The following is a 26,813-nucleotide window of genomic DNA, read 5'->3' as shown; positions in this document are numbered from 1 at the left end:
GCCCCCTGGAAGAGCACGGCAAAGCACGCCAGGACAATCGAGGCGACCACGGCCGCTGCGGCAGCGAACACGACGGCGTGCGTCTCGATATGTCTGCCCAACCGCAGGGTGGGCAGCGCGTTTTTCTCGCGTATTTGGCTCGTCGATTTCAGCAGGATCGATCACCCAATCACGTCCCTGTTCGCTGCAACCGGTTGACACGATCGACGAGTGATTGGGCCGAAATCTCAATCCCTCGAAAACGGCCAACCGTCCCCAGCGGCAGCGCACGAGCGGCAATGCAGGTGACGCCGCATTTTAGTGGTCGCTGCGAGCGTCTTCTGGACGTTCACTCGATCACGCCGCGAAGCGTGATCCGAACGCAATCGACGCCTCGAAACGTGCGTGTCCGGTGTTCGGCCAATCAAGACGATGAATCTCTATTTCCCTGTCTCCCCAACCGGGTCCAGCGTGATCGCGTCGATTCCGACCATGTAGCGTGCGATGGCCAGTTTGTTCGCGCCGGCGACGCGGATGACTAAGGGGAACGGCTTGTCCGAACTCAGTGGGACGTCCTGCCAGACAATCGGCTCAGCCAACTTGACTTCAGATCGGTACAGATCGGCCCTGCGTGCGGGCTGGTCGCCGAGGGTGACTTCAATGGTGCCATAGTCGGGCGCCGTCGTCAGCAGCAGCGTGACATCGTATCGGCCTGACGCTGGTGCCGCGACCGACAGCGTTAGCTCCGAGCCCACCTTGGCTCCGGTCCACCACAATTGTTCATCTCCAGACCAACGATCTGGGAACGCAGCCATGTTTTGCGCTCGCACGTGCCCCTCGGTCACCACGCTTTGGTCGATCATCGACTCCGCCTCAACGGCCCCATCACGGGTCAACGCTGGGCCGGGGCTCATCAGGTACCCGAATAGATCGCGGACTTGCTCGGGTGACATGGGCTGCAACTGACCTTCAGGCATCAGCGAGACATTCGATGCCTTCTCAAACTCAATCTCGTCGACTGCCAACACGATCCGCTCGAGCGGCGTTTGCACGGTGAGAGCGTCTTCATTCCGGTCTTGGATGATTCCGCTGACAACGCGGCCGTCATCCATCAGCAGCGTCGTGATCTGGTAAGCCTTGCCGATCACGGCGTTGGGTTGGAGAATGTTTTCGAGCCAGTATTTCACGTCTGTGCGGTTGGCGCCGGTCAAGTCTGGGCCGATCGCTTCACCTTCACCGAACAGGCGGTGGCATTTTCCGCAATTGACTTCGTAGAGTTTCTTGCCCTCGACCCGATTGGCTTTCCTGAGGAAATCGGCAGTGAGCATTTTTTCATAGCGAGCGAAATCGGCTTGAGCCGAGGCTGAGGTCGAGCCTATCTGGCCCCAGACCTTTTCCAGCCGGGTGGCCAGTGGACTGGTGAGTTCGTCCTCAGCATTACGGTTTCCGCTATCGGCAACCGCGAGGATCTGGCGGATCGCATAGGCCGGCACACTGGCGGCATCAATCTGGCCTGATTCCATGGCGTCGACCAAAGCCGTTGCGGAGGTTCGCCGAGCCGTCAGGGCATGCAGCGCATCGGATTGTTTCGCTGCCGGCCAATCCGGATAGAGCTCGATCAGCTTCCCGCTGATTTCCCGGTCTTCGTAACGCGCCAAAGCTCGAATCGCGTCGCCGCCGAGATCGGGATCATCAACCAATCCAACCAGCACGCTGGGCAGCTTCGAATCCTTGGCTTGAGAGAGTAGCCGCAGTGCTTCCAACCGGTCGGCAGCCTTGGCGGAAGTATCCTCGAGCACGTCGCGAAACATCGGGAAGGCAGACTCGTCGCCGAACTGGATCCCGAGCGCGTCGATGAGCGATCCGATCGCAGGATTGCTTTTTCCGCGGAGCGTCACCGCGATCACTGGCCAGGACGAAGGCATCTCCACACCGCTGCGACTCTTTGCCGTCGACAGCAGCTCGTTGAGAATTAATTGTTGTTCGCTGATGGCTTGTCGCCCGGCCACCGAATCGTCACCGAGCAGCTGCACGAGCGATTCGCGGCCGACATCGGAGACGGCCATGCGACGGATAACGAAACGCTTCAGCATGGCGTTTCCGCTGCGGCGGGCCATCTTCATCACACGGACAGGATCTACCTGGACCAAAGGTTCGATGCCGTACCACTGCAGCAACGGCAACTGGTGGTCTCGATGGTCGTCGTGATGGGCTACCAACCGCTCCGCGATGTCCCATCGCTGTATTTCGGGCAACCGCTGCAACAGGGAAGCGAGATACCGCCGCACGACTTGGCTGGAGTCCGCTGCGGCCATCGACACCATCTCTTGCATCCACTCGGCGGGAATAGGATCGGCCGACTCGCCACAGAGTTGGATCGCCCAACCGCGAACGTATTCGTCGCGATCTCGAAGCTGTTTGAGACGTTCGGACACGCTGGTGTCACCGATGAGCGACATCGTCCACATCGCGCGTAAGCGGTGCAGTCGCGGGGCATCGGAATGGAAAATTTCGGCCAAAGACGCGTCGACGGCGCCCTGATCGAGAATCTTCGCTGCGGCTCGCTCGTGGAGAAGGCGTTGTGCGTGGCGCGCGTAGAACGCATTGGGATGCTTGAGCAATTGCACCAACTCGCTGTCGCTGCGTTTGGCGAGATCGAACTGGAAGGGTTGAACGTCGCCATAGCGAATTCGAAACAAACGCCCGTCGGTACGGTCCCAAATCTCTGGAGATCGATTGTGGCAGGTCTGAGGGTCGTGCCAATCGGATGTATACAGCGCACCATCGGGACCTTGCATCATGCCGACACCGATCTGGCGGTGGTCTTCGGACATGGCGAAGTCCGGGCGGTGGCGTCCAACGTAGCCGGAACCCGATTCCTCGACATGATCGCGAACGATGCGGTGACCATGAAGGTTGTGAAAGAACAGCTCACCACGGTACTGCGCCGGGAACTCGTCGGCTTGATAGATCGTCAATCCACAATGAGCGTGCCCACCACCGACCGACGACGTTGTGTTTTCGGTCCGCCGGACAAGTTCGCGATTGACTTTGCCACCGGCCGAGGATGCAAAGGTCCCATCGCCGTAATGCAAGTGATCGGCAATGGTTTCGATGTCATCGAAGGTATAGGGATCAAAATGGGAGCCGGCCTGACGAAAGTATCGACCGTCCTGGATGATGTGGTAGAGGTGCGGGATCACGCACGCGGTGATGAACCAGTCGCCGTTTTCGTTGTAATCGACACCCCACGGATTGCTCGTTCCATGGGCAAACACGTCGAATTCGTGCCGCGTCGGATGGTATCGCCAAACCCCCGCGTTGATCTTGGTTCGGTCCGCCTCGGTCGCCCCTGGTTTCCCCACGTTGGAGTGTGTGAAGACGCCGTGGCAACCATAGAGCCATCCGTCCATGCCCCATCGAAAACTATTGAGAGTTTCATGCGTGTCCTGGTACCCCCAGCCATCGAGTAGCACTGTGGGCTCCGCATCGGGCACATCGTCGCCATCGGCATCGGGATAGAACAGGAGTTCGGGAGCCGCACCGACCCACACGCCGCCGAATCCAACCGCGATCCCGCTGGCCAGATTCAAACCGTCAGCGAAAACGGTCTTGGTTTCAAAACTCCCATCGGCATCAGCATCCTCGAGAATCAAGATCCGGTCCCGGCCTTCGCCTGCTGGGGCTTTGCGTGGATACGTGTTACCCTCGATCATCCAAATCCGTCCGCGATCGTCGAAGCACATCGCGATCGGCTGGACCAATTCCGGTTCACTGGCAATCAGATCGACCGTGAATCCGGGTGGCACCTGCATGTTTTTCGCGGCGTCCTCCGCCTCATAACCGTCGATGTATTGATCCATCGGGGTTTTCTCCACGAGCCAGCGTTCGGTGGTCAATGCTGTCGAGGACCCTTCACTTTCGGGCGGCAGCTGAAAATGGATCGCCAGGCCGAGTTTGTTTGCAGAGACGATATCAACGGTATCATCGCCGTTGAGATCGGTCGCGAGGACTTCGACGCCCACCCCGGAACGCTCGTGGATGATCTGCGGAACGAACTCGACTGAGCCATTGGTGTGCCGGACGCAGCGCAGCCACGCCACCACGGGCGCCTCGAGACCGCCCGCATCGTGGCCTTGGTGAGCGTAGTATCGTTTGCCCGTCACAATATCCTTGACGCCGTCCCCATCGACGTCGACCATTTCGACCGCGTGGAGCTGCGAGACCGCGAAACCGTAGGGATTTTCCACCGACGATTCATTGGAGATGTCATGCCGTGTGAACTTGCCATCGGGCATTTGCTCAAACCAGGCCATGCCATAGCCGTGAGCGTTCTTGCTCGTCAGGATATCAGCGTCGCCATCACCATCGAGGTCATTGGCGTAGATCTGAGCACCACCGTTACCATAGGGTTCGGGTAACCAAGTGTTACGCTGCCACAGAGCATGCGTGGACGCCTCACCAGGGTGTTTCCACCAGTATTGCTTGTCGATGACATCGAGTCGGCCGTCGCCGTCGACATCACCCACACCGAGTCCATGACCAAATGGCTCAATCGCAGTTCCCGGTTCGGACACCGCTACCCATTGCCATGGCGCGGTCGCGTCATCGGTGGCGTGGTAGTAACCGTAAGCCCGATCGCGCACACAGACGAGCTCGGGGAACCCGCCCGGGATGAGGTCCACCAGAGTGGGCGATTCGTTGGCGACGCGAGGAGCGATGACTCGTTTTTCCCAGTGCTCGCTCAGTCGCTCTGGGCCCGGATTGAGGTACAGCGTCGCCGCCTTGCCAGGAAACCCTACCGAGATCACGTCGAAATGACCGTCTGCATTGGCATCGATCACGAACGAGAAAAATTGGTCGCTATATCCATTGATGCTGAACACCTTCGCAGCCGTGATTTCGCGTCGCTCGGTGAACTCGGGACCGGCATACCAAACCGGGCCCGCGATCAGGTCGATCGCGCCGTCACCGTTGAGATCGCCCGCTGCGGCGCCTTCCCCGAGGAACTCATCATGCACACGCTGCGTTTTCCACTTCAGCGGTGAGGCTGCCGATGTTACCGCGGGCTCTGCGGCTTGCGCTGTGCTACAGATAGCGATGCTAAGAAGCAGAATGATCGCCATGAACCAATGCAATTTCAACGTAACAGCCTCTTGGATTGAGATAAAATAATCGGCACGCGGCCGCGAAAACGCTGCGTGGGGACACGGTGCCCTGGTTCCATTGGGAAGCATCCTTCCCCACTGCGACGGGGCAGTCCGCAGGCGTACCGATTTGGAGGGTTATCCGTTATACTCCACGCCAGCTTGCGATTGGGGGGTACATCCGCTTTTTTCCTTTCTTCCGACTAAACAACATGGCCGTTTCAACCAAACTTTTTGCCGATCCGACCGCTCTCGCGGCAGCGTTCGCAGCCGACTTCGCTGCCTGGGTGGATGCTCAGCCGGGGGTCACTCTCACCGTGGCCCTATCCGGTGGCAGCACACCGAAACGTCTGTTCGAATTGTGGGCGGATCAATTCTCTGACAAGATTGACTGGTCTCGTATCGAATTTTTCTGGGGCGATGAACGCTGCGTTCCCCCCGAGGATGCCGAAAGCAATTACGGGGTCGCAAAAGAATTGCTGTTTGACCGAATCTCGATTCCCGGTGAAAATATTCACCGCGTGAAGGGGGAAGCCTCACCGGAGCAGGAATGCAACCGCTATGAGCAAGAGATCCAGCGGATTGTGCCAGCCGACCGGGATGGCAATCCGCAGTTCGATCTGATTATCCTCGGCATGGGTGATGACGGGCACACCGCATCCATCTTTCCTCATCAAAACGAATTTCTGAAGTCACCGAAGGTCTGTGAAGTCGCCACGCACCCACAATCCGGCCAACAGCGAGTCACGCTGACCGGCCGCGTCCTCGACGCAGCGAAGAAAGTAACCGTGCTCGTTACTGGGGCCGGGAAAGCAGACGTGTTGGCGGAGGTCATCAACAAACAGGGAGCGTTTGCCGACTACCCCGTGTCGCACGTCGACGCGGAGGATACCTGTTTCTACGTCGACCAGGCGGCGGCCGCGAAGTTGTCTTGAACTTACGAAGGAATGTGCAATGTTGAAATTTTTCTCTGGCGTCGTTCTCGGCGCCGCTCTGATCTACAACGCGATGCATTTTCATCTCGTCCGGGGACAGAACGGCGTCTTCATGGTGTCGAAGGAGACGAGCAACCTCTCGGACGTCTACGTGGACATCCGCAACTTCACTCTCGACGATTGGAGGCAGCACAAACCGCTAGCTGCCGCGATGGTCAAAAGCGATCATTCGGAACTTCTCGACGATGCCACGCTCGCTGGGTTCCGAGAAAACATGCATTCGATCGTGGATCGGCTGTTTGCCCAGGACTGAGCTTTTCCCATGACCGAACCATACAGCGTCTGGTGTGATCTCGATACGAGCATCCCGGAATGGATCATCGAACACCCCGAAACGACCGCCGTGTTCGGTAGACTGCATATGGATATCAGTTGCGGGGGCAAGTCGCTGAGGTACGTCTGCCAGCAGAACGATCTCAGCCCCGCTGCGGTGCTCGAGCAACTCCACGCCGCGATCGCCCGGCCGGCGTCGTCATGACGTTGACTGCCATGAGATCGCCAGACCGGCGGCCTCGGCAACCCGCTGCAACAACTCCGGGTAGCGAGTGGGTGGGTCCGAACTGACGAATTCCGACGCCGCCTCTTGCCGGGACGTCACCTCATCGTCCGCGGTCGAATCCATGTCAGCGGCGCATTCCTGCAATCGCTCGCAGAGATCATCCCACTCATTTTCGATCCATGGGTCTTTCATGATGAGAAGGTTCTTTCGTAAGAGAAAAGAAGACGGCGAAGAAAATGGAGTCACTCTACCAAATCCGACGCCTGCCAGAACTGCCACTCTCGTGGACGACGACGCGACGTCGAGATCAGAGACCATGCCCTGGCGACTGATGGTGTGCGTGCAGTCGCTGCGCTGAGGTGTTAGAATCGAGCCATCGTTTGGGACCATCCCCAGCAGATCCGCCCCCCTCTCGTTTTCTGGATACACGCATGGCGACCCCACACGCCCAGGCCGGCGAAATCATTGACGTTCGTCCTCTCGGCGACAAACTACAAGAAAGTAAGACTCAGGCGTTGCTGAAGACGGACAACATCGAAGCACTGCGGTTGGTTCTACCAGCAGGAAAAAAGATTGCAGAGCACAAAGCTCCGGGAGAAATCACAGTCCAATGCCTCGAGGGTGCGATCCAGTTCACGTCTCCGAGTGGGACACAAACAATGCTCGCCGGCGATCTGCTTTTTCTCCATGCCGCCGAACTGCATGCTGTCGAAGCGATTGAGGACTCGTCCGTACTCGTCACCATCCTCCTTCACAAAACAACCGCGTGAAGGACAATCGCGGAAAGGGACACGGCGCTCACGCAGCTAACCTGATAACATCGTTGGTTGAACACTCAATCTTCGCAGCCGCAGGCCCGTCCGAACCACCCTCATACTCACCCGTCGCCGGTGGGTCGTCTTAGTATCCATTTGCACCCCAGGAGCCCCTAATGTCAGACCATGTGTACAAGAAGCTCGAACTCGTCGGCTCGTCGCCCGATTCCATCGAAGACGCTACAGCCAACGCGATCTCCCGCGCGGCCAAATCCGTCCGTGACATGCGGTGGTTTGAAGTGACTGAAACCCGCGGACACATCGTCGACGGCAAGGTCGCTCATTGGCAAGTGACCATCAAAGTTGGATTCACGCTCGAACCGTAAAACCACTCGCCGTACAACCACTCGCCGTCAAACCACTAGGTTTGCTGACGCACCCAGGCCACAGCATCCTCGCGTGTGCACAAGCGATCATCGAGCTGCAGGCGGCGGATCTCGGCAAGCCACGTGCGAAAGTTTTGGCCGGGCGTCAGGCCCATCTCGATCAAGTCATCGCCGCTGAGCAGCGGCGGGGGATTGAGGGTTGCCGGTTCCCGCTGCAACTCCCGTTGTGCCCGTGAGATCCCCGCCCCGTCCTCCGCAATCGCTTGCGCGACAGCGACAATGACGTCAACATCTCGGTTGACCAGGATGGGCTGCAGGTTCGACCAGGGCTCGTCGACACACTGAACAACCCGAGGCGCCCACTCGATCGCAGCGATAATGGCGCGTTGTTCCACGGTGGACAATTTCCAACGACGGGCCAACGATTTCAGGCTGGCCTGGGCCTCCGCGGCCTCGGAACTGAGAACGGACAGGGTTGTCGCCATCGCGGTTTCAAACGTGATTTCAGGCAAGCGTTGCCAGCAGGATCGGAGCTTGGCCCAATTCATCGCATCGAGCCCCGGCCAAACATGGCGAGACAACCCCGTGTCGACCAACAACTGCAAACCGCGACCGGCATCACCTTGGCACATCACGCGCCGCATCTCGGCGCCGATTCGTTCGCCGCTGACCACGCGCAAACTGTCGGCGTGTTGATGAATGGCAGCGAGCGTCGCCGATTCAACGCTCAACCCCAACGTCGTCACGAATCGGACAGCGCGAAGCATGCGCAGTTTATCTTCGTCGAAGCGTCGGTCGGCTTCACCAATCGTCCGCAGGTGCATTGACTGCAGGTCAGCAATCCCGTCGACGTAGTCCAAGATCGCGTCCTCCGCGGGATCGTAGAACAACCCATTGATCGTGAAATCACGGCGAGCTGCGTCGGCTTCCGCCGTGCCATAGGTCACATGATCCGGGCGCCGACCGTCGCTATAGGTACCGTCGGCGCGAAAAGTAGCCACCTCCGTCGGCGGCAGCGATTCCCTCGAACCGTCCTTCGAGCGGGGAGGGATGACACCGATGACACCAAAAGATGCACCGAAAGCAATCGTGTGCCGCTTCCCAAAAACACGCTGGACCGAGTCCGGTGTCGCCTCGGTGGCAACGTCAAAGTCCTTCGGCGTGCGACCGAGTAGCGCATCGCGAACACAGCCGCCAGCGAGAACGGCAAGAAAACCATTGTCCCGCAGTCGATCGACAATGCGAATCGCTTCACGCGCCGGAGCCGACTGCAGAACCGAGGTTGGAAATTCCATCGTGGACTCTAATTGTGCAGACCACACTCGGTCTTCTGAAAACCGCTCCAACGACCGGCCCGTTCGTCCTCACCCGCCATCACTGAACGTGTGCAGGGTTGGCAACCGATGCTGGGATACCCACGGTCATGCAACGGGTTGTAGGGAATCTTCTCGTCCATAATCAGCGACCACACCTGCTGCTTGCTCCAATTGGCCAGCGGGCTGATCTTGACGAGCTGAAACTTTCGATCCCAACCGACGATCGGCGCCTTCGCGCGATCTTCGCTCTGGTCGCGGCGAATGGCGCTGGCCCACGCGTGCCAACCTCGCGCCGCTTCGTGCAGAACGCGAAGCTTCCGCTCGAAACAGCACCGATTGGGATCGGTCGCGTAAATTGGGCCGCCATTGCTGCGTTCGAATTCCTCGACCGTCAGCTCAGGGTACTTGTACTCCACCGTCATACCGTATCGCTCGCGAACCCGTTCGCGTAGCTCCAGCGTCTCCTGAAACTGATAGCCGGTCTCTAAGTTGAAGACCGGGGTCTCAGGTGCAATGCCCGCCAACATATGAATGATGGTCATGCCCTCGGGACCAAACGCCGTCGCCATGGTGAAGTTCGGAGCGAACCGGTCCACCGCCCATTGGAGGATGGCTTGCGGCGACTCGTTTTCCAACGAGTCACTCTCGCGGGCGAGCTCGGCGAGAAATTCCGGCGTAGGTTCCAGTGGCGGATCGGCAACCCGAGCGCCACCGACCAGCGGGATGCCCTGCTCGTCCAGTTTCATCGCTTTCCGGGCCGCCGATGCGGCTCCAGCCGATTCCTCGACCGAGAGCGGTTTCGGTGATGACGAATCAAGGGTCACGGTGACACTGCTCAGTGACAAGGAAGAACGGGCGAAAGCCGACTGCGAGGAAAAAACCTGAAAACAACAGGATACTTCGACCTCGGGCTGCGATAAGGATACAATCCTGACCTAGATGGTCAAGTATCTCCATCGACCGCCATCCGAGTTCGCTTGAGCCGATTTCCGTTCGCTGGCAACCGATCGAGGGGGAGAACATGCCTCCAGCCCGCCGGGACAGCCTATCTGAGCAGGAGATGGCCCCGGAGAGGGTGAATCTATCGATCTGGTTTTTCCCGGTCTTGCGGGCGAAGACCAGCCCCCCCTTGCCGGAGGTAGGGTGACGCAGCGATCGTGAGCAAAATCATCGAAGTTGGGGTAGAATGGAGGTGTGTCTGCAATTTGTGTCGATGGAGTTTCCTATGTTGAGTGCGCCCCTTCGCCGGATTTTCGGTGTTCATCTGAGTTTTGCAGTGCTGGTGGCCGGGGGTGCCGGGACACTATTGCCATGCTCCACGGCTCAGGCAGGCACAGTCGAACTCTCCGGCGGCGGTCAGTTGACCGGTGAAGTCAAAGCCGCCAAGAAGCCTGATGGCTCGACCGCCCATGCAGTTGTCCGAGTCGATGACGACCTCGCTATCGCCGTCGCTGGCACCCATGTTCGGCAAACCGTCGTGGCCGCCGATCTGCAGGAGTATCGCCAGCGGGCAGCGGCGGCCGGGCAAGATGCCGAAGCCCAATTCAAACTCGCCCATTGGTGCAAACTCAACACGCTCTTGCCTCAGCACCGCTATCACCTCACCCGCACGATCGAACTCGACCCAGACCATCGTTTCGCCCGAGCGGCGCTCGGATACATCCGTCACGACACGAAGAGCGGGTGGATTAGTGCCGAAGCACTTCGTCGCGACCAGGGTTTGATCCGTGCCAAACGAGGCTGGGTGCTGCCCGAGGTCTTGGCCAGTCGCAATCAAGCCGACGAGGCGGACAAGCAGAGCAAGTTATGGATTCGCAAGTTTCGCCGATTGCACAACAATGCCATCCGCGGCGACAGCGAAGCCATGGCTGAGATTCAAGCGATTGAAGACCCGGCAGCGACCCAGGCGATCGCTGCGGAATTGCTGCGTTCGCGAAACTCCAAAGGAAATCTGCGGAGCCTTCGAATGGTTTATGTGAAACTACTCGGGCGGCTTCACAATTCAGGCGCCGTCTCCACACTGGTCGAAATGGGACTCAATGAATCGGACGAGTTGCTCCGCGAGGAATCGCTGCGTCAGCTCACCCAGTACGGCGCCTCGTCGGCCGTCGCTACCTACGCACCCCTGCTTCGTTCGACATCCCCTTCCCAGGTCGAAGCCGCCGCCCGAGCGTTGACGTTTTTCCCCGATCCTGAACTGGCGTTCAACTATGTCGATGCGCTGGTCACCGAGAAGCAATCCAAAATCCAAGTTGGCAGCGGCGGCACACAAGCTGGTTTTGGTGACAACGGTGTTTCGGGATTGAGCCAAGGCGCCCAAACGTTCACGAGGACCACATCTGTGCGTCACCCAGCGGTCTTGGAGTTGCTCAAAACAATTGCCCCTGGGGCAGATTACGGCTACGTCGAAGCAGCCTGGCGGAGACATTTCGCAGCCCTGAGGAATCCGCCACGCCGCGACCTGCGAAGAGATTCGGCTTCCTAGCGGGCCCTATGTCGGTTTCTTCTGCCTCGGGTACAATCGAGGGGGTTCCCACTCGAAGCGAATGCAACGAGACGCGGGATACGCAGCGAAGATATTCAGGAAATGAGAGACGCCATGGGCCAAGAAATACACTCTGTTCGTGCGTATCAATACCTCCGGAATCGGCTGATCTCGGGGGACTATGAGCCGGGCACCCGCCTGCTCTACGGTCCCATCGGCAAAGAAATCGGCGTCAGCGCCACGCCGGTCCGGGAGGCCGCGGGTCGATTGGCCAACGAGGGCCTGGTCGAACTGGTTCCGCAAATCGGTGCCGTCGTCCGCGCACTCGGGCACGACGAACTGCTCGAAATCTACGAGGTCCGCGAAATCATCGAACCCGGCGCCGCAGCAATCGCTGCCCGCAAGGCCAACGCGGACCAGGTCGCTGCGATTGCTGCCGAGATGACGAAGATGGTCGCCGCCTGCCAGGAACAAGCGGAGTCGGGCACCGAAATCGCAAGTCGTGAAATTAAGCGAGAATTCGACAGGGCGGACTATGCGTTTCATATGTGCGTGCTCGAGGCAACGAGCAATCGAGCGATTGTGCAAACGGCAACCCAATCGCATGCGTTGATTCGCGTCTTCGGGATCCGGAAAAACATCCACGATACCGACTCGATGAATCTAACCTGCACCCAACACCAGGCCATCTTGGACGCGATCGCCAATCATGAGCCCGATGCGGCCGCAACGGCAGCTCGCGAGCACATCCAATATGGTTTGATGCTGTACCTGAAACTGATGGAGAAACACGATGCCAAGCCCATCGCAGACGAGGCGCCCGAGGCGGTGTAACCCATGCCAGACCTGATTGCGCAAGGAGCACGAGGATCGCAGGAAAGCGCCCACGAGACAGGTCGTTGGCGTCGCGGCCTCCCCGAAATCGCCGCCGGTCGCGATGTTTTACTCGGTCGGCAACCCCAGTCGTCCCCGCCGCCGGATCAGCTTGCCTCCCCCGACGATTCATCGCCGAGTACTGACGAACAGGCCGTCGCCGCTCCGGGGCAACGGCAAAAACGCCATGTTGCCGCGATCCCATGGGCGGTGCTCTGGGACACATCGATCTCGCGGCACCACGCTATCTTGAAACCTCTCAGCGGCGACCGGCTGCAGGTCACCCGTGACCCAAGATCTCGCAATCCGATTTTCTACCGCGGGAAACCACGGGACCGCTTCGTGGTCGTCCCCGGCGAGCACTTTGTCATCGGCCAGACCACGTTCACGCTCGCCCGCCGACCAGGATTCACTGTCGAACCGCGAACTCCCACCACCCGTCGCGGGGCCGCCCCCGCCCATTCATCACCCAACGAGGTGTCACCTGCGTTGGCACGAGCCGCTGACGCAGGCTTCGAGTCGACCGCACCGACACCGGATTACATGGCGTCTCCCTCGGGTACCGAGGTAACTGAGATGGCCTTCGCCGAGTCGGTGCTGCGTCAACGAAGTTTCTACGACTCTCAAGCCCGAATCGAGTTGTTGGCGCGTCTTCCTGACCTCGTCGCAGGGAGCGTCAGCGATGAGGAACTCTTTGCCAGAGTCACCGATGTCCTGCTGCGGGCGACACCGTCGGCATCCGCGGTAGCGATCGTCCGCGACGGTGAGCGAGAGCCCCATCCTCAGACAGTCCCCCCAGCGGCAGCTGCTGCTGCCATGGAGATTCTGCATTACGACGTCCGCGACAGCCAATCGAGCTCTCACGATGTCAGTGCCAAACTCGTCAACGCCACACTGCGCCGTCGAGATAGCGTCTTGCATCTCTGGGAAAACTCACTCGCTCGACCAGCCGACAATCCCCAGGCGTCCGCAGCAGCGACCTCCGACTACACCATGAATGAGAACGTGGACTGGGCGTTCTGCGTTCCGCTGCGAAGCGATGCGTGCCGGGGATGGGCGCTCTACGTCGCTGGCAGTCGCGCCGGCGCGATGACGAGCGGGCGGGCGGCGAGCGACTCCAGGACACTTGTCGATCGCCTCAGCGATGATGTCAAGTTTGCCGAAGTCGTCGGTTCGCTGGTGTCGGGCATCCGCCAAGCCAACCAGTTCCAACAACGCCATGCTGCGATGCGGCGGTTCTTCGCTCCTGTGGTTCTCGATGCCATCGCCGGTACGGACTCGGAGAACTGGCTGCAACCGCGTGAATGCAGCCTGTCGGTGATGTTCTGCGATCTGCGAGGATTTTCGCGCACCTCGGAAATGCACGGTGGACAACTCCTCGTCTTGCTGGAACAGGTCAGCTCCGCGTTAGGCGTGATGACCAAACACATCCTCAATACCGAGGGAGTCATCGGCGATTTTCATGGTGACGCAGCAATGGGCTTCTGGGGCTGGCCACTGCCCCTGCCGCATGGCACCGACCCCATGATCGCCGCCAGTGCCGCGGCCGCTCAGGCCGCCGCCGATATCCGCCGCGACTACGCCCGTGGCGAAACGGAATTCCGTTGCGGGATCGGCATCGCTTCGGGACGTGCCGTTGCCGGACGGATCGGCACCGTCGATCAAGTCAAAGTCACGGCGTTCGGCCCAGTCGTGAATTTAGCCAGTCGCCTGGAGGGACTCACGAAAGTTTTCGGGGTCGAGATCATTGTCGATCACGCGACAGCCAAACATCTGCTCGGGCCGGACAACGTCTCTCCATCTGCAAGCACCGATGCTTCGGCAACCATCGGAAACACCGGTGCAGCTGATGGTGTCTCCATTGACGGTTTCCGCTTGCGGACGCTCGGCCGCGTTCGCGCCGCGGGTACGCGAACCCCCGTCGAGATCTATCAATTGATTGTTCCGCTGGAGAATCAACCGCAGCTCAGCTCATCCGAGCTGGAGCTTTCTCGCACCGCCTTTGCCGCCTTTGCGGAAGGCCGCTGGGACGAAGCTTATCAACAACTTCACGCACTCCCAGCTTGGGATCGCCCCAAGGACGTCCTATTGCAACAAATTCTTCAACACCACCGCGTCGCACCTGCGGATTGGGACGGGGTGCTCTCGTTCGCCAAGTAAGCATCGGGAGAACAAAAGTGACGTAAGCTTCCAGCTTGCGGTCAGGCGAGCGAGTTGTTGGGGAGGCTGGATCATGATAATTTCAGCGCACCCGTATTCGCGATCCGTTTTCTTGGAAATGTGCCGAGCGAAGACGCTGAGCCTTCACCCATTGTTCTGAGGAATCGAAATTGTCTCCGAAAACTGGTCCTCGGATCTCCCCTCGACGCTTGTTGCCTTTGCTTATCGGCCTTGGATTCGCATGGGTCATCCTGGCGTACTTCATCGCTCCGCTGTTCTGGGACAGCTATGCCCGGATCGACCCCAAACTCGATGACGTTCCGCGGGTCACCCAAACCGGAGATCACCATCCCGGCGACCCTTTGAATGTGGCCCTGATCGGCACCGAGAGCGAGCTCCTATCGATCATGAAGGCCGCAGATTGGTTTTCCGCAGCGGCTTTGGGCATCGAGAGCGATGTCAAAATCGCTGCCGACACCATTTTATCGCGTCCTGATGATGCAGCCCCGGTCAGCAGTCTATTCCTATACGGGCGAAAGGAAGATTTTGCGTTCGAGCAACCCGTCGGTGATAACCCTCGGCACCGACACCACGTGCGGCTTTGGAAGACACCGACCCTGAGCGACGATGGTCGCCCCAAATGGATTGGCGCAGCCGTCTATGACGAACGGGTGGGCTTGAGTCGCACGACCGGGCAGATCACCCATGTCACCGCCCCCAATGTCGACCTTGAGCGAGACTACCTCTTTGCCTGTCTCGAAAAAACGGACGAGCTCGAGCAAACATTCATCGACAAGGGTTTTCACGAACAGCTCTCCGGACGCAACGGAGGAGGCGATCCTTGGCGAACCGATGGCGATCTGTATGGGGGAGTGATCAAAGCGACCGCTAGCCCATCGGCACCCCAACCTTAACCCGCCAATCGATCGGCGGCGCGTCGGGCGGGACGCACGCGATTGGCGGCCGTCGTTCCCGGTCCCGCGAGAATCGAGTCGCTGGACGATTTGACATGGACGTCCATCTGGGGAAACGGGATCGACACGCCCGCCGCGTCGAGCTGTGTCTTCACCGCTGCGATCAAGGCTTCGTTGAGTGGCCAATAATCTTTCGCCAACACCCACAAGCGAACTTTCCACTGCACCGCACTGTCACCGAGACCGGCCAGCACGACGGCGCCGCCACGGTCATCGCCTTGGACCGTATGCTCGGCGAGTTGATCGATCGCCTGCTGCAGCGCCGAACGCGTGACGTGCAGGTCCGCCCCGTAGTCAACGCCTACGAGCACCTCGACACGCCGATGCTTGTGGTGCGTCATGTTCTCGATCGTGCCGCCCGCAATCGAGCTATTGGGGACGATGATGCGGCGATTGTCTGGCGTGTCGAGTGTGGTTGTGAACAGGTCGATCTCGTTGACCTTCCCCGAAACGGAGGCCGCCGTCACAAAGTCACCCACTTTGAACGGGCGGAACACGAGCATCAGCACGCCCGCGGCGAAATTGCTCAAAGTGCCCTGGAACGCTAAGCCGATCGCAAATCCAGCAGCCGCCAACATTGCCGCCAGCCCGCCCAGGGGCGCGCCGAGCTTGCTCAAGACAGCCCCCACCACGCCGAGCATGATCAGATAGAACACCATCTTGCCAATGAATTTGCCGAGCGTTTCGTCGACCCGGCGGCACACCGGTTGGCTGATCACTCGCATCAGGTACTTGGCGATCATGTAGCCGATGAAGATCACAAACAGCCCAAGTCCCGCCGAAAACACGGCAGGCGCCAGGTACGTCGTGGCGTAATCCGCAATCCCCGAGAAATCCCCCTTGGTCATGTGGGAGATCAAATCCGACGTAGCATCGGCCATCCCCGGGGGCTGCGGCTCACCGGTTGGCGTCCCCAGATCGCTGGCCGATGGCCCTGAGAGCGGCTGCGTCCTCGGGGCGGGAGCGTTTGTCGAGACAGGATGCGTTGGATTCATACCAGGGTCAATGCAGACGGGACGGAGGTGGAGACTGCGGCGCGATGCGGGTGCGCCGTGAAACTTCCTCCGTTTACCAGTTCGCCCGTCCTGAGATCAAGGCGAGCCGTGTGGGTTGCAAGACTCGGGGCCGCCGATCAGCGATAGCGTTGATCGACGACTTGGAACTCAAATCCATCCGCAACTGACACGCTCTGAAAAACGGTCTTGGCGATATCGGCCACCGATTCGTGGCCCGCCTGGATCGCATACTTTAGCTCGACCACAGCCAGTTCGTTTTCCAAGCTTGAGGGAATAAACCGCACCACAATGCGGCCCTGGAACTCGATCCCCGCTTGTTCCAACATCGCGTGCTCGAAACCGCTCAGACGATTGGGCTTTGTCCACATGAAATACAGACGCGTTTCGTTCTGCGTATCGTCTCGGCGCTGAGCACGCGGATCGGTCGAAAGATTCGACGCCATGTCGATGCCTTGGATCCCACCGCCAAGGACTCCTAGCTCCATCTCGAAATAGTCGAGCTGGGCCGCGTAGGCTGCTCGATCGGGCGCCGCGAAGTTCAACTGCCAGCGTTCGAAGCGGGGAATGATACCGGGCCCAGTTGACGCATCGGCGTGACTTTCGGCACCAACTGGACCACTATGCCCACTCGTGCCGAGGTTCTCGCGTCGATTGGCGATCTCTTCCAGCGACGCCGCTGTCGGGCCAGCTGCATGGGTTGCTGCGATCAATGATTCGTGCACCGAGGGTGCCGTGAGCTCCTGCACTTCGTATTCACTGGGAACATCGAAGTCGTTGGCACTACCAGACTTCCCCGCGTCGACAAACGTTGTCCGAACGGGCGGTGAATGCCGGATTTCGGACTGCGAAGACCAGCGATGGAGCGTCCAGAGCAAAAACAACAGAGAGACGATCACGCCCAAAAACAGGATCAGCGTCAGGAAAAAACCTGAGGTCAAGTCAAACCGGCTCGGTCGCATATCCACCACGTCATGGGGCGAAATTCGCTGCGAAGTCTCTTGGGGAGTAGACGTTTCCTGCGGTCCAGGTGTTTCCCGCGTAGCAGGTTCGGTGGAAGTGGGCATGACGGACTCTTTTGCGAACAGAGTGGTAGCGGGCTACTACAGTCTATCAAACGGAGCGGGAAACCGCTCGGTGTCCCCCAATCCGTATCGTCGTGGGCGAGGCATTTAGGATCATCCGACGGAAGCGTGCGCCCGAGGTTTTCAAGGCATGGCTCCCGTATCCAAGGATTTCTTTGTGGGATGTGATTATCAATGTTAGACTGGCACTGCCGGGAGAAACGGAGCCGAGCTCTGCAGAGGTGCTGGCTTGGCAAGGGATCTCTCGGTCGCCAGCGTTTCCCTGCAAAAGCGGTACGCCAATGGTGTTGTCGGTCCCTGGCGAGCGTTTGTTCATCAGGGACGCATTTTTGAACGATCATTGGATACGAGAGCCATGCCTGGTATGTCCCCAAGTTAGCCTAAAAAACTACCAGGGGCGCATTCTGAGTGCTTTCATTGAAGGAATTCACTTTCCCTTCAATCAAGGAACTCCGATATGGCAATCGCCACCAAGAAACGTTCGTCAAAATCGTCAAAATCCAATCAGGCCCGTTACATCGGCAAGCCAGCTGGGGTGATTCAGCAGCGAGTCGAGGCGGTCGGTCCCTCTCACTTTGGTGTCGTTTCGGTCGACTGCGCCAAACGCAGATCCAAGTGGAAATCACGACAGGTAGCGACACGATGTGTCGCGATCGTTTGACCCGACGGAGGAGCCGTATGAGTCAAGGCTCACGTACGGATCTGTGCGGGGGGCGGCTGGCAACAGCCGTCCCTACCGCGATCCTCAAAAATCCAACATCCTAGATGCCTGCCACTCAATTCCGAGAAGAACCTTAGTGGTTGTTCGTGGAAGATGGAGCGTCGACCCCGAAGTGGGGCGCAGACCTCGTCGTGGATGATCTTCAACGCCATTCGGGGTTGGCACGCGTGTTTCTCGACGTTTCCGGTGGTGTTCGCTGCGCTCGACCACCGGCTATTTTCTTCAACGCCTCCGGCGTACAACGACTTGCGGGTAATCAACAGAAGTCCAAATGATCCACTAAGGCCAGTGGCGAGTACCGGCTCGGATTCACGTTAAGAGCGACCTTTGCAGTCGCTGCACCTCGCTGATGCGACGCTTGTGGTAGTTGCGTGCCAAAAATGCCTGATAGGCAATTTGGATATCATGCTCGCACATATTTACCGATTGCCGTTCTGTTCGAAACGTGATGGCTACGAACGGCTCACCGAGCCCACGGTCGCCAGCGGTGTCCGGGAGCATGCAGAGCCTCGTCAGCGCATCGAAAACCGCTGGAAACACCGTGAATATGCGGTGCCAGCGGTTCTGAGGCTGTCGATGGCTGAGAATGGGCGATGAGGGACTCGAACCCCCGACATCTTCGGTGTAAACGAAGCGCTCTAGCCAACTGAGCTAATCGCCCTCAGAAGCTTTTAGCGGATAGCTATTAGCTTTTAGCTTTTTTCTTGTTTACTGGCTGACTAACCCATGGCTAATCGCTAGTAGTTTCTTTAGCGGGCCAACAGTTGGGTGCGTTTGTTGCGGCGTTCGGCACGCAAGCGGGCGCGGCGGTTGGTTTCGCTGGGCTTTTCATAGAATTCGCGGCGGCGCATCTCTTTCTTGATACCGCTGCGTTCTACCAGCTTTCTGAACCGTCGTACTGCCTCTTGAATCGTTTCCCGATCTCGCACCAATAACTTTACCATGTCCGCTTCGTAAACCCTTCGTCTGGAATTTTATGCATGTGAAATTCGCCTCCGTTTGAGGACTGTCTGAAAGTGAATTGTGGGTAGCGGGGCCGCGTCGCTGACGCACCTCGGGCCACAATCTCTCTCGTGAGAAGCGAGGATCATAGCGTTACCGGGGGATCATCGACAACCGAGGATCTCGATGATTTCGGGAAATTCCTTGTGAAGTGGGAGAATTCAGTCTTCCAGGGCGTCCCAGCGGATGGTTTCCCGGCGGACTCCGTCGCTGCCGTAGTACACCATCGAGCGGGTTTTGAGGTCGGCGATGGCGGTCAATTTGACGCTGCGGGGGCCGTGCAGGCAGAAGTAGATGGCACAGGTCTCACCACGGCGAACGACTTCCCGTTGGGTGAGCGGGAATTCCCGCGGTTCGAGTGCTCCCAATTCACAAAGTTTCGTTTCAACTTGCTGCCGCATCCGCGACAAATCCAGTGATTGGAGAGAAAAACCGATCATCGACAACTTTCGAAAAAGAGCCCAGCAGCTTGGGGAGGCCGCTACCTTGAGAGATGTACCCACGGCCATCCTAGCGTCGTGGGGGTCTCGGCCGCTCGATTGCACAAGAATCGTTGACGCGGTTATCGTCTGATTCTCGTTGCCGCAGGGGCTGGGTCGGGCGACCGATAGCGAGGGTATCGGCGGTCGGGCGCCACCAGTTCAGCCTGGCTGGGGCACTCCGCAAAATTTTCTACCCGGGGCGGTGGGTCGCGATCGATAGCGCCCACACGGCGAGTTTTGCCGGTTGTCCGGTCGGGAGATTCGCAATACCTCGCATTTTCGACTCTTTCGCTTCAGCGCCGCTGCGGCTTACTCGACGACGTGCAAGTTGGCTGAGGGCGCGACGACAACGAGGTAGGTATTGCGGCCGTTAGCGATCCGTACCGTCGTCGATCGCTGGGGGCCGATCGAGAATCCGTCGGCGCCGATCGGGGCGAGTTCAATGGGATGGTCGCCCACGGGGAGTTCGGCCCGGAGAACTTGGATCTCGCGTGGTAGCAACCCCCAACAGCGAGTGTCGGCTTTCTCAGTCGCCGTCCAGGCGGTTGATGCAGCGAACTGGAACGCGCTGCCGACGCCGCCGGTCAGGCCGAGGCTCTGGCGCGCCTTGCTCACGGCAAGCTCCTTGCTGGCCTGGCGGGCGAAACTGCGGGCGATCGTCCAAGGCTGTTCCGCTGCCGCCTGGGTCTGCACCATCTGAGCAACGTCCGTCAGGGACTGAGTCGCCCCGAGCATCTGAAATGGGCCGGATGGGAGTGGCCCCGAGCCATCTGGCCCAGCATCTTGTGGCCCGACAGCTGGCCCGACAGTTGGCGGCCCAGCAGCTTGCGAACGGGTGACGGCGACCGCGGCGATGGGGGAAGGTGGCACGACGACAGTGGGCACTTTGACGCTGGTGATCCTGGGAAGACGCGTGATATCGTCGTTCTTGTCCTCACCATGAAACATCAGCACCGATGCAATGGAGATCGCGGCGGAGGTCACCGGTGCGTCTTTGGGGGCCAAGACCGGCCCGCGGCCGACCAACGCAAACACGTACAAGGCTCCATGGTCGGGCTGGCTATGGTTGCCCACCGTGGCCCTCTGCAAGTCATCCTGGGCTGGCCGGAAATCGGGTTTGATGGCACTGACGAGCCGGTAGTTGCGCTGCGCATCGTCAAAATCATGATGCGTGGCTTCTCGCAGGACGCCCCTCAGATACGGCGCCAGGGCGAGTTCTTGGTGAGGCGTGCTCTCGAGTGCATCGGGAAAGAAGTCGCGTTGACGCGCGTCGGCTACCTTCCGCCACTTCTCCTGATGCATCGAGGCTTGATTGATGTAGCTCTCGGCGTCCATGCCGTCCCCAGCGAGCGAGCAGATCGACAGCATCGTACGGATCATTACCTCTTCATAGCCCGCAGGCTTGAAGACGCGAGCGGTGTCGTCGGTGACCATTGACAGCGCCTCACCCGAGAGGGTCTTGGCGCCCGTCAGCAACCCCCCGCCCCCGCCACCGATTGCGGCCGCTTCGCTGGTTTCGTCAAACCGATCACGCAGGCTGCGGAGCTCTTCGGTGGCCCCGTCAACGTCGCCCGAGGCGAGCTGAACGACGGCTAGGTCCAGCCGAGCGGGGTCCGCAAAGCGGCTGTTCGACTCGGCGACTTCGCCGAGCATCGCCGCCGCCGTGTGGAGATCTCCGGTCACGAACGCATTGCGAGCGGAATCGATCGATGCCAGCTGGGTGGCGCAGCCCGACGAAAGCAGCATGCTCAACAGCAGGCAACAGCTCAGTAGGAGGGGAGGTCTGTCGACAGGCCTCGCCGTTTGGCTGTGTTGGAGTGAGTGCTGGTTGCTCGCGACGGTCGGAGCCGTCGGTCGACAATGTAGCCAGACGGCTCCGCCCGTCTGAGCTGTGGCGTGATCGCTCGGTTCTCGCGGTGGGTTCAACCTTGGCACGACGACTTGAGCAGTCCTGGCCGTTTGGCTGGGTTGGAGAGAGTGCTGGTTGCTCGCGACGGTCGGAGCCGTCGGTCGACTATGTAGCCAGACGGCTCCGCCCGTCTGAGCTTTGGCGTGATTGCTCGGTTCTCGCGGTGGGTTCAACGCTGGCTCGACGACTTGAGCAGTGCTGGCCGTTTGGCTGGGTTGGAGAGAGTGCTCGTTTCTCGCGACGGGCGGAGCCGTCGGTCGACTATGTAGCCAGACGGCTCCGCCCGTCTGAGCTTTGGCGTGATCGCTCGGTTCTCGCGGTGGGTTCAACCTTGGCACGACGGCGTGAGCGGTCCTCGCCGTTTGGCTGGGTTGGAGAGAGTGCTGGTTTCTCGCGACGGGCGGAGCCGTCGGTCGACAATGTAGCCAGACGGCTCCGCCCGTCTGAGCTTTGGCGTGATTGCTCGGTTCTGGCGGTGGGTTCAACGCTGGCGCGACGACTTGAGCAGTGCTGGCCGTTTGGCTGGGTTGGAGAGAGTGCTCGTTTCTCGCGACGGTCGGAGCCGTCGGTCGACTATGTAGCCAGACGGCTCCGCCCGTCTGAGCTGATGGGGCGCGTTGACCGGTCACGGTGGAAACTCTAGCCATCGGCTTGGTCAAAAATGCCGAAGTTCCACCAGTTTCCGGCTCGCGTTTTGTGGTAGCCCTTGCGGATTTTTGACGATTCCTTGATGTAGTCGCCTGTTTCCAAATTGACCATTTCGAGGGTCAGTAAGTAGTCGCGCTGGGTCGATTTGTTGCGGTCGGTCGTGCCCGATGTGATCGTGGCGTAGAGCAGGTAGTCGACGGGGGTGCCCTGGCGGCCCAGTGCTGCGGCGAACGCGGCGCGATTGGCTGGTAGGAAGAGCGAGTCAGGACGCAGTCGCGTTTCGATCAAGGCTGCATCGATCAGGCGGCGGCTGATGCTGCGGAAAGAGCTGCTCTCGTTGATCTGGGAATCGATCCGTTCATAGAGTTGGTCTTTGAAATCGACCAATTCCTCGGCGCTCTTGTTCTCAATTCCGATGAAACAAACTCGAGCCGGTCCGGTGACGAGTTGGGTGGGGTAGTTGGGGTCGAGAGCATCCGGGAGGAGTTCTGTCCCAGGTCCCGTTAGCGGCAGGTCGCCCGGTACACTGTGGCTGGCCATCTTCGCGGGTGTGCCCGCATCGGTGGCTGCGGGCGTCGCCGACGCGTCCGCGTAGGGAACCTCGGCGAAGGGGGCACCCATGGATGTCGGCGGCGAGACCGGTGGGCAGCGGCCCAGTAGCTGGGCGACGGACGAGTCGACCAGGGGATTCCAGGTCGCTGCGCCTGCCTCATGGCTGCCGACCATGTCTTTATCGTCATTGGCGAGCAGTTTGCCGTATTGGTGAGAGGCGCAGCCCGCGATGAGCAGCAAGCCGCCGCCACATGCGATCAGCATGAACAAGAAAAACGCCTGGTGGGCTACTGTGGCTTCGCCAACCGGGCGGGCGGCCGTGGCTGTGGGCAAGTTGCGGGTCTGAAATTCACCATCCATGGCGGTGCGAGCTCTCAATTGATGAAAATGCCAAAATTCCGGTGCGGGCGGCTTGTGATGATTGCACCAGTTAGCAAAATGATCGGCATGGTGTCGAGGTGTCGCAAGAAATGCCCAAACAGCGGATAAATTCTCCGCAACCGCCATTTTCTCCGCAATCCATTTATTCTGTCTACCTATCCACGTTCCGGGATCTGGCCCGAATTCTCCTGATCTGGTCCACTACGATGGTGTCGCGACACCGGGATGGCCTGAACCGATTCATGGGTTTTGCCGTCCTCCGCCTGCTCTGGCCACTTTCCCTACTCTAGACTTCCGCGTTGATTGACCGTACATGACTGTCACGATCCAGCCAAAATCTCCCCTCGTCGATGTCCATCAGCTCACCGCGGCGAGCCCTCTGCCAGGGGTGAGAGCACCATTGTTCATGCCCTCTCCCGTGCTGATGGTCGACGACGATGATGACGACGACGATGATGAGAATGCATCGGATCGCGATGACGACGATCACGAGGACGACGACGTTGGGTTCGGCGACGACCTGGATGATGACGAGGACGATATCGACGAATTCGATGACATTGACGAAGACGATTTCGACGATGACTTCGACGACGATTTCGAAGAAGAACTCGATGACGACTATGAGATCGAGATCGATGATGAGATCAGTGCCGAGTTTGGCCTCAATACCGCCGGTGATGATCTCGACGAGGAAGACGACGACCTTGACGATTTCGAAGATTTTGACAATATCGACTGAGAGAAAGAACTGTGCAGCAAATCAAACTGTTCAAAGGCGTCGACAACGATCTGCCTGAACTCGAACGCCAAATCAATCGCTGGATCCGGAAAACCGGCGTGAAGGTGCTCTCGATTTCAGGGAACCTCTCCAGCCAACCGGGGGCAAGCGGCGGCCCCATGAACAGCTTCGCTGCCGGCGACGTGCTGATCATCGTGCAGGTGGAATCAGAGAAGCCATTGGGTTAGTGTAGCCAGACGGCTCCGCCCGTCTGAGCTGGATGAGAGAGTGCTGGTTTCTCGCGACGGTCGGAGCCGTCGGTCGACTATGTAGCCAGACGGCTCCGCCCGTCTGAGCTGGATGAGAGAGTGCTGATTGCTCGCGACGGTCGGAGCCGTCGGTCGACTATGTAGCCAGACGGCTCCGCCCGTCTGAGCTGGGTGAGAGAGTGCTGGTTTGCTCGCGACGGTCGGAGCCGTCGGTCGACTAAGTAGCCAGACGGCTCCGCCCGTCTGAGCTGGATGAGAGAGTGCTGGCTTGCTCGCGACGGTCGGAGCCGTCGGTCGACTAAGTAGCCAGACGGCTCCGCCCGTCTGAGCTGGATGAGAGAGTGCTGGTTTGCTCGCGACGGTCGGAGCCGTCGGTCGACTATGTAGCCAGACGGCTCCGCCGGTCTGAGCTGGGTGAGAGAGTGCTGGTTTGCTCGCGACGGTCGGAGCCGTCGGTCGACTATGTAGCCAGACGGCTCCGCCCGTCTGAGCTGATGTACTCGTCCGTTTTCACGTGTGGTCTCCCGAGGAATCTCCATGGCTAAGATCTGCCGACGCACGGCTATCGCGTTCATCGCGCTCTTTCCTCTCCTGTCAGCGTCTGCGCAGCAGGCAGACACGCGGGAAACCGCAATGGGCTCGGCAGACCAGTTAGTTGCCGAGGCGATTTGGTCGATCGTTGACTTCGAAACGATGCAGCCCCGGGATCCGCAAGCCGCGTTCGAAACCGCTGCCCGAGCCTATCCTGAATCTGCCAAGGTCGTGTATTGGCGGGGACGGTTCGGCGCCTATTCTGCCGACCGAACGCGGATCACTCGCCAGATCAGTGAGACGCTGAAAAAGCTAGCCGAACCGGGCGCAGACGACTCCGAGCTTGCCGATCCTGTTCTCGAGCAAAAAATGCGAAGCGTACGAAGCTACGCAAAAGTGATCAGCGACCGACTCCAACAACGTGCCAAGGACGAATCGAACACCGATGTTGTGAAGTCGCCTGAGGCGTGCTTCCTCGAAGCTGTCTCTCTCGATCCATCCTTGATCGCCGCATGGGCGAGACTCGCGGAAAGTTCAGACAGGGAAATCGCCTTCGCTGCGATCGATGCGTGGGCAGAGCAAGAACCGGACAACGCACTGCCGTTCTACGCCAAGGCGATTGTGCTGATGCGAACGGCGAACCAGGGTGATCCGTTGGATGTGGCAGTGATCGAAGCGTTGGAAGAGGGCAACCAACGACCAGGCTGCCGGGTGCCCGAGGAACCTTGGCCAGTTGATTTTCAATTGAGTTTCCCCAAGTCCCTGCCCGAGGAAGCCGCTGAATTTGCTGGCAAACCGGTCAGTCCGTTCATGTGGCGAAGCATGATCGAGAACTTGTTCTTCCAGCTTCTTGCCATTGACGGTGGCACCTCCGTTTCCGAGGCAGCGCTTCGCCATCTTGGCAGCGCAATCTTGCACGACTCACATCGGTTATCTCCCCAGGAGGACGTGCGTTATCTCCGCGCGTTCGTCGGTGTTGGATTGCACCTGATCGACTCCAACCGATTGATGTTCGGCGGTATGGCGGGCAGCGTCGAACGCATCCTCCAGCGTCTGGAGAACATCGCGGTCGATCAAGGCGACTTTCAGCATGCCGACGAGTTGTTGACCATTGAGAAACACGTGCGGGCCGTTCAAAGCAAAGTATTTGACGAATATCGCGCCGCCGAGATGGGTGAAGATCCAGCACGCAACGATCGCGAAGCGACCAAGATCATGGCTGCGAATCGGAAGTCGTTCGCGGTGCCATCGATTCAGTTTGCCCGCTCGAGGGAACCCATGATGGTTTTTTCGGATGCGGATGAGGCCGGTGAAGACGGCTGGGTGCTCATGAACCTATGTCTTTCTGACGACCGACGCGTGATGGTGCGCCCGGCCGATCAGGAGTTACCCGATCCCATACCGGATGCGGATGCTTTATCCGATCTCGGGTATCTCACGCTTGGCCAAGCGATCAACCGTGTCCGTCAATCGAACCTCGGAAATCGTCAGCGGCAAGGAATCTTTTTAGTCGTCGACCAAACCGATCTCGACGCGGATATGGCCAGCGAGTGCTATACCAAAGGATACGTGGGACAGCGAGATTCCTGCATTGTTGCGTTCACCGATCGAGAGTCACTCGAATCATTTCGCGAATACTATCCCTACGTGAACGTACGGGTCGCTCAGATTTTGAGCCCAGATGGTGAGCTGGATGACGAGCAGATCGACGCGGTCTCACCGCAGGCAGATTTGCTGGTCGCGCCGCTGGCGAGTCTGTTGAAACCCGATGGTGAGATTCTGCCCGCGTTGAAATCGAGCGCGTGTCGGTTCATCGCCACAGGAGCGGATCAAGAGGTGCTGATGCAAGCCGCCAAGAAGGTGCCTTCGATCGAGGGTGTGGTCGTGTCGGATTTGCCGACGCGCTAGTTGCTCGACGCAATTCGTAGCT

Annotated in this window: 24 protein-coding genes and 1 tRNA gene; 14 read left to right on the top strand and 11 right to left on the bottom strand. The window is 59.3% G+C overall.

What is annotated here, in order from left to right; translation table 11 throughout:
* Nucleotides 1–419: 419 nt before the first annotated feature.
* The gene (locus CA85_RS05815) at nucleotides 420–5,123 is read right to left on the bottom strand and encodes a PVC-type heme-binding CxxCH protein (RefSeq protein WP_246112541.1); all 4,704 of its coding nucleotides are present in this window, start codon (nucleotides 5,121–5,123) and stop codon (nucleotides 420–422) included.
* Between the two features lie 215 nt (nucleotides 5,124–5,338).
* On the opposite strand from CA85_RS05815, the gene pgl reads away from it, so the two are divergent.
* Genes pgl through CA85_RS05800 form a run of 3 tightly spaced genes read left to right on the top strand, consistent with a single transcriptional unit; the run spans nucleotide 5,339 to nucleotide 6,599 of the window.
* Complete coding sequence (pgl, locus tag CA85_RS05810; protein ID WP_146390327.1) at nucleotides 5,339–6,061, top strand: 6-phosphogluconolactonase; 723 nt, start codon at nucleotides 5,339–5,341, stop codon at nucleotides 6,059–6,061.
* Nucleotides 6,062–6,080: 19 nt separating this feature from the next.
* On the top strand, nucleotides 6,081–6,374 hold the full coding sequence (locus CA85_RS05805; RefSeq protein WP_146390326.1) for a hypothetical protein: 294 nt from the start codon (nucleotides 6,081–6,083) through the stop codon (nucleotides 6,372–6,374).
* A gap of 9 nt (nucleotides 6,375–6,383) precedes the next feature.
* A complete protein-coding gene (locus CA85_RS05800) occupies nucleotides 6,384–6,599 on the top strand; it encodes a DUF542 domain-containing protein (RefSeq protein WP_146390325.1) in 216 nt (71 codons plus the stop codon).
* Here CA85_RS05800 and CA85_RS05795 read toward each other — a convergent pair.
* The gene (locus CA85_RS05795) at nucleotides 6,594–6,812 is read right to left on the bottom strand and encodes a hypothetical protein (RefSeq protein ID WP_146390324.1); all 219 of its coding nucleotides are present in this window, start codon (nucleotides 6,810–6,812) and stop codon (nucleotides 6,594–6,596) included. The two genes, CA85_RS05800 and CA85_RS05795, sit on opposite strands and share 6 nt — an antisense overlap.
* Before the next feature lie 239 nt (nucleotides 6,813–7,051).
* Here CA85_RS05795 and CA85_RS05790 point away from each other — a divergent pair, with 239 nt between their 5' ends.
* Nucleotides 7,052–7,390 carry a cupin domain-containing protein gene (locus tag CA85_RS05790; protein WP_146390323.1) on the top strand — a complete coding sequence of 113 codons (339 nt, stop codon included), beginning with the start codon at nucleotides 7,052–7,054 and terminating at the stop codon, nucleotides 7,388–7,390.
* 161 nt (nucleotides 7,391–7,551) lie between these two features.
* The gene (locus CA85_RS05785) at nucleotides 7,552–7,761 is read left to right on the top strand and encodes a dodecin (RefSeq protein ID WP_146390322.1); all 210 of its coding nucleotides are present in this window, start codon (nucleotides 7,552–7,554) and stop codon (nucleotides 7,759–7,761) included.
* 35 nt (nucleotides 7,762–7,796) lie between these two features.
* Here the strand turns inward: CA85_RS05785 and CA85_RS05780 are convergent, their stop codons facing one another.
* Together CA85_RS05780 and CA85_RS05775 are read right to left on the bottom strand one after the other, a co-directional pair.
* Complete coding sequence (locus CA85_RS05780; protein ID WP_146390321.1) at nucleotides 7,797–9,056, bottom strand: CCA tRNA nucleotidyltransferase; 1,260 nt, start codon at nucleotides 9,054–9,056, stop codon at nucleotides 7,797–7,799.
* 8 nt (nucleotides 9,057–9,064) lie between these two features.
* Complete coding sequence (locus tag CA85_RS05775; protein ID WP_146390459.1) at nucleotides 9,065–9,823, bottom strand: phosphoadenylyl-sulfate reductase; 759 nt, start codon at nucleotides 9,821–9,823, stop codon at nucleotides 9,065–9,067.
* Nucleotides 9,824–10,302: 479 nt separating this feature from the next.
* Between CA85_RS05775 and CA85_RS05770 the strand changes: the two genes are divergently transcribed.
* From CA85_RS05770 to CA85_RS05755, 4 genes are all read left to right on the top strand, one after another.
* Nucleotides 10,303–11,562, top strand: coding sequence for a HEAT repeat domain-containing protein (locus CA85_RS05770; protein ID WP_246112540.1), 1,260 nt, complete (start codon nucleotides 10,303–10,305; stop codon nucleotides 11,560–11,562).
* 114 nt (nucleotides 11,563–11,676) lie between these two features.
* Nucleotides 11,677–12,396, top strand: a complete 720-nt coding sequence (locus CA85_RS05765) for a GntR family transcriptional regulator (protein ID WP_146390320.1) — start codon at nucleotides 11,677–11,679, stop codon at nucleotides 12,394–12,396.
* A gap of 3 nt (nucleotides 12,397–12,399) precedes the next feature.
* Complete coding sequence (locus tag CA85_RS05760) at nucleotides 12,400–14,595, top strand: adenylate/guanylate cyclase domain-containing protein (RefSeq protein ID WP_146390319.1); 2,196 nt, start codon at nucleotides 12,400–12,402, stop codon at nucleotides 14,593–14,595.
* A gap of 212 nt (nucleotides 14,596–14,807) precedes the next feature.
* A complete protein-coding gene (locus tag CA85_RS05755; RefSeq protein ID WP_246112539.1) occupies nucleotides 14,808–15,509 on the top strand; it encodes an LssY C-terminal domain-containing protein in 702 nt (233 codons plus the stop codon).
* Here the strand turns inward: CA85_RS05755 and CA85_RS05750 are convergent.
* Nucleotides 15,506–16,564 (bottom strand): mechanosensitive ion channel family protein, encoded by a 1,059-nt coding sequence (locus tag CA85_RS05750; RefSeq protein ID WP_146390317.1) that lies wholly within the window; start codon nucleotides 16,562–16,564, stop codon nucleotides 15,506–15,508. The two genes, CA85_RS05755 and CA85_RS05750, sit on opposite strands and share 4 nt — an antisense overlap.
* A gap of 137 nt (nucleotides 16,565–16,701) precedes the next feature.
* Nucleotides 16,702–17,649, bottom strand: a complete 948-nt coding sequence (locus CA85_RS05745; protein ID WP_146390316.1) for a hypothetical protein — start codon at nucleotides 17,647–17,649, stop codon at nucleotides 16,702–16,704.
* A 475-nt stretch (nucleotides 17,650–18,124) separates the two neighbouring features.
* On the opposite strand from CA85_RS05745, the gene CA85_RS05740 reads away from it, so the two are divergent.
* The gene (locus tag CA85_RS05740) at nucleotides 18,125–18,328 is read left to right on the top strand and encodes a hypothetical protein (RefSeq protein ID WP_146390315.1); all 204 of its coding nucleotides are present in this window, start codon (nucleotides 18,125–18,127) and stop codon (nucleotides 18,326–18,328) included.
* A 465-nt stretch (nucleotides 18,329–18,793) separates the two neighbouring features.
* Complete coding sequence (locus CA85_RS05735; protein ID WP_146390314.1) at nucleotides 18,794–18,985, top strand: hypothetical protein; 192 nt, start codon at nucleotides 18,794–18,796, stop codon at nucleotides 18,983–18,985.
* Here the strand turns inward: CA85_RS05735 and CA85_RS05730 are convergent.
* From CA85_RS05730 to CA85_RS05710, 5 genes are all read right to left on the bottom strand, one after another.
* Nucleotides 18,976–19,049, bottom strand: a tRNA-Val gene (locus CA85_RS05730). The two genes, CA85_RS05735 and CA85_RS05730, sit on opposite strands and share 10 nt — an antisense overlap.
* 88 nt (nucleotides 19,050–19,137) lie before the next feature.
* Entirely contained in the window at nucleotides 19,138–19,332 is a 195-nt protein-coding gene (rpsU, locus tag CA85_RS05725) for a 30S ribosomal protein S21 (RefSeq protein ID WP_044256699.1), read from the bottom strand.
* Between the two features lie 219 nt (nucleotides 19,333–19,551).
* Nucleotides 19,552–19,830, bottom strand: a complete 279-nt coding sequence (locus CA85_RS05720) for a hypothetical protein (protein WP_246112538.1) — start codon at nucleotides 19,828–19,830, stop codon at nucleotides 19,552–19,554.
* A gap of 351 nt (nucleotides 19,831–20,181) precedes the next feature.
* Entirely contained in the window at nucleotides 20,182–21,618 is a 1,437-nt protein-coding gene (locus CA85_RS05715; protein ID WP_146390313.1) for a hypothetical protein, read from the bottom strand.
* A gap of 802 nt (nucleotides 21,619–22,420) precedes the next feature.
* The gene (locus CA85_RS05710) at nucleotides 22,421–23,245 is read right to left on the bottom strand and encodes a penicillin-binding protein activator LpoB (RefSeq protein WP_391564843.1); all 825 of its coding nucleotides are present in this window, start codon (nucleotides 23,243–23,245) and stop codon (nucleotides 22,421–22,423) included.
* A 430-nt stretch (nucleotides 23,246–23,675) separates the two neighbouring features.
* Here CA85_RS05710 and CA85_RS05705 point away from each other — a divergent pair, with 430 nt between their 5' ends.
* The 3 genes from CA85_RS05705 to CA85_RS05695 all read left to right on the top strand — a co-directional run bounded on the left by CA85_RS05705 (nucleotide 23,676) and on the right by CA85_RS05695 (nucleotide 26,791).
* A complete protein-coding gene (locus tag CA85_RS05705) occupies nucleotides 23,676–24,104 on the top strand; it encodes a hypothetical protein (RefSeq protein WP_246112537.1) in 429 nt (142 codons plus the stop codon).
* Nucleotides 24,105–24,115: 11 nt separating this feature from the next.
* Entirely contained in the window at nucleotides 24,116–24,331 is a 216-nt protein-coding gene (locus tag CA85_RS05700) for a hypothetical protein (RefSeq protein ID WP_146390311.1), read from the top strand.
* 558 nt (nucleotides 24,332–24,889) lie between these two features.
* Nucleotides 24,890–26,791 (top strand): hypothetical protein, encoded by a 1,902-nt coding sequence (locus CA85_RS05695; RefSeq protein ID WP_146390310.1) that lies wholly within the window; start codon nucleotides 24,890–24,892, stop codon nucleotides 26,789–26,791.
* Nucleotides 26,792–26,813: the final 22 nt, after the last annotated feature.

The sequence above is a fragment of the Allorhodopirellula solitaria genome (assembly GCF_007859855.1).
GTDB lineage: Bacteria > Planctomycetota > Planctomycetia > Pirellulales > Pirellulaceae > Rhodopirellula > Rhodopirellula solitaria.
This window is presented reverse-complemented; position numbering and strand designations above follow the sequence as displayed.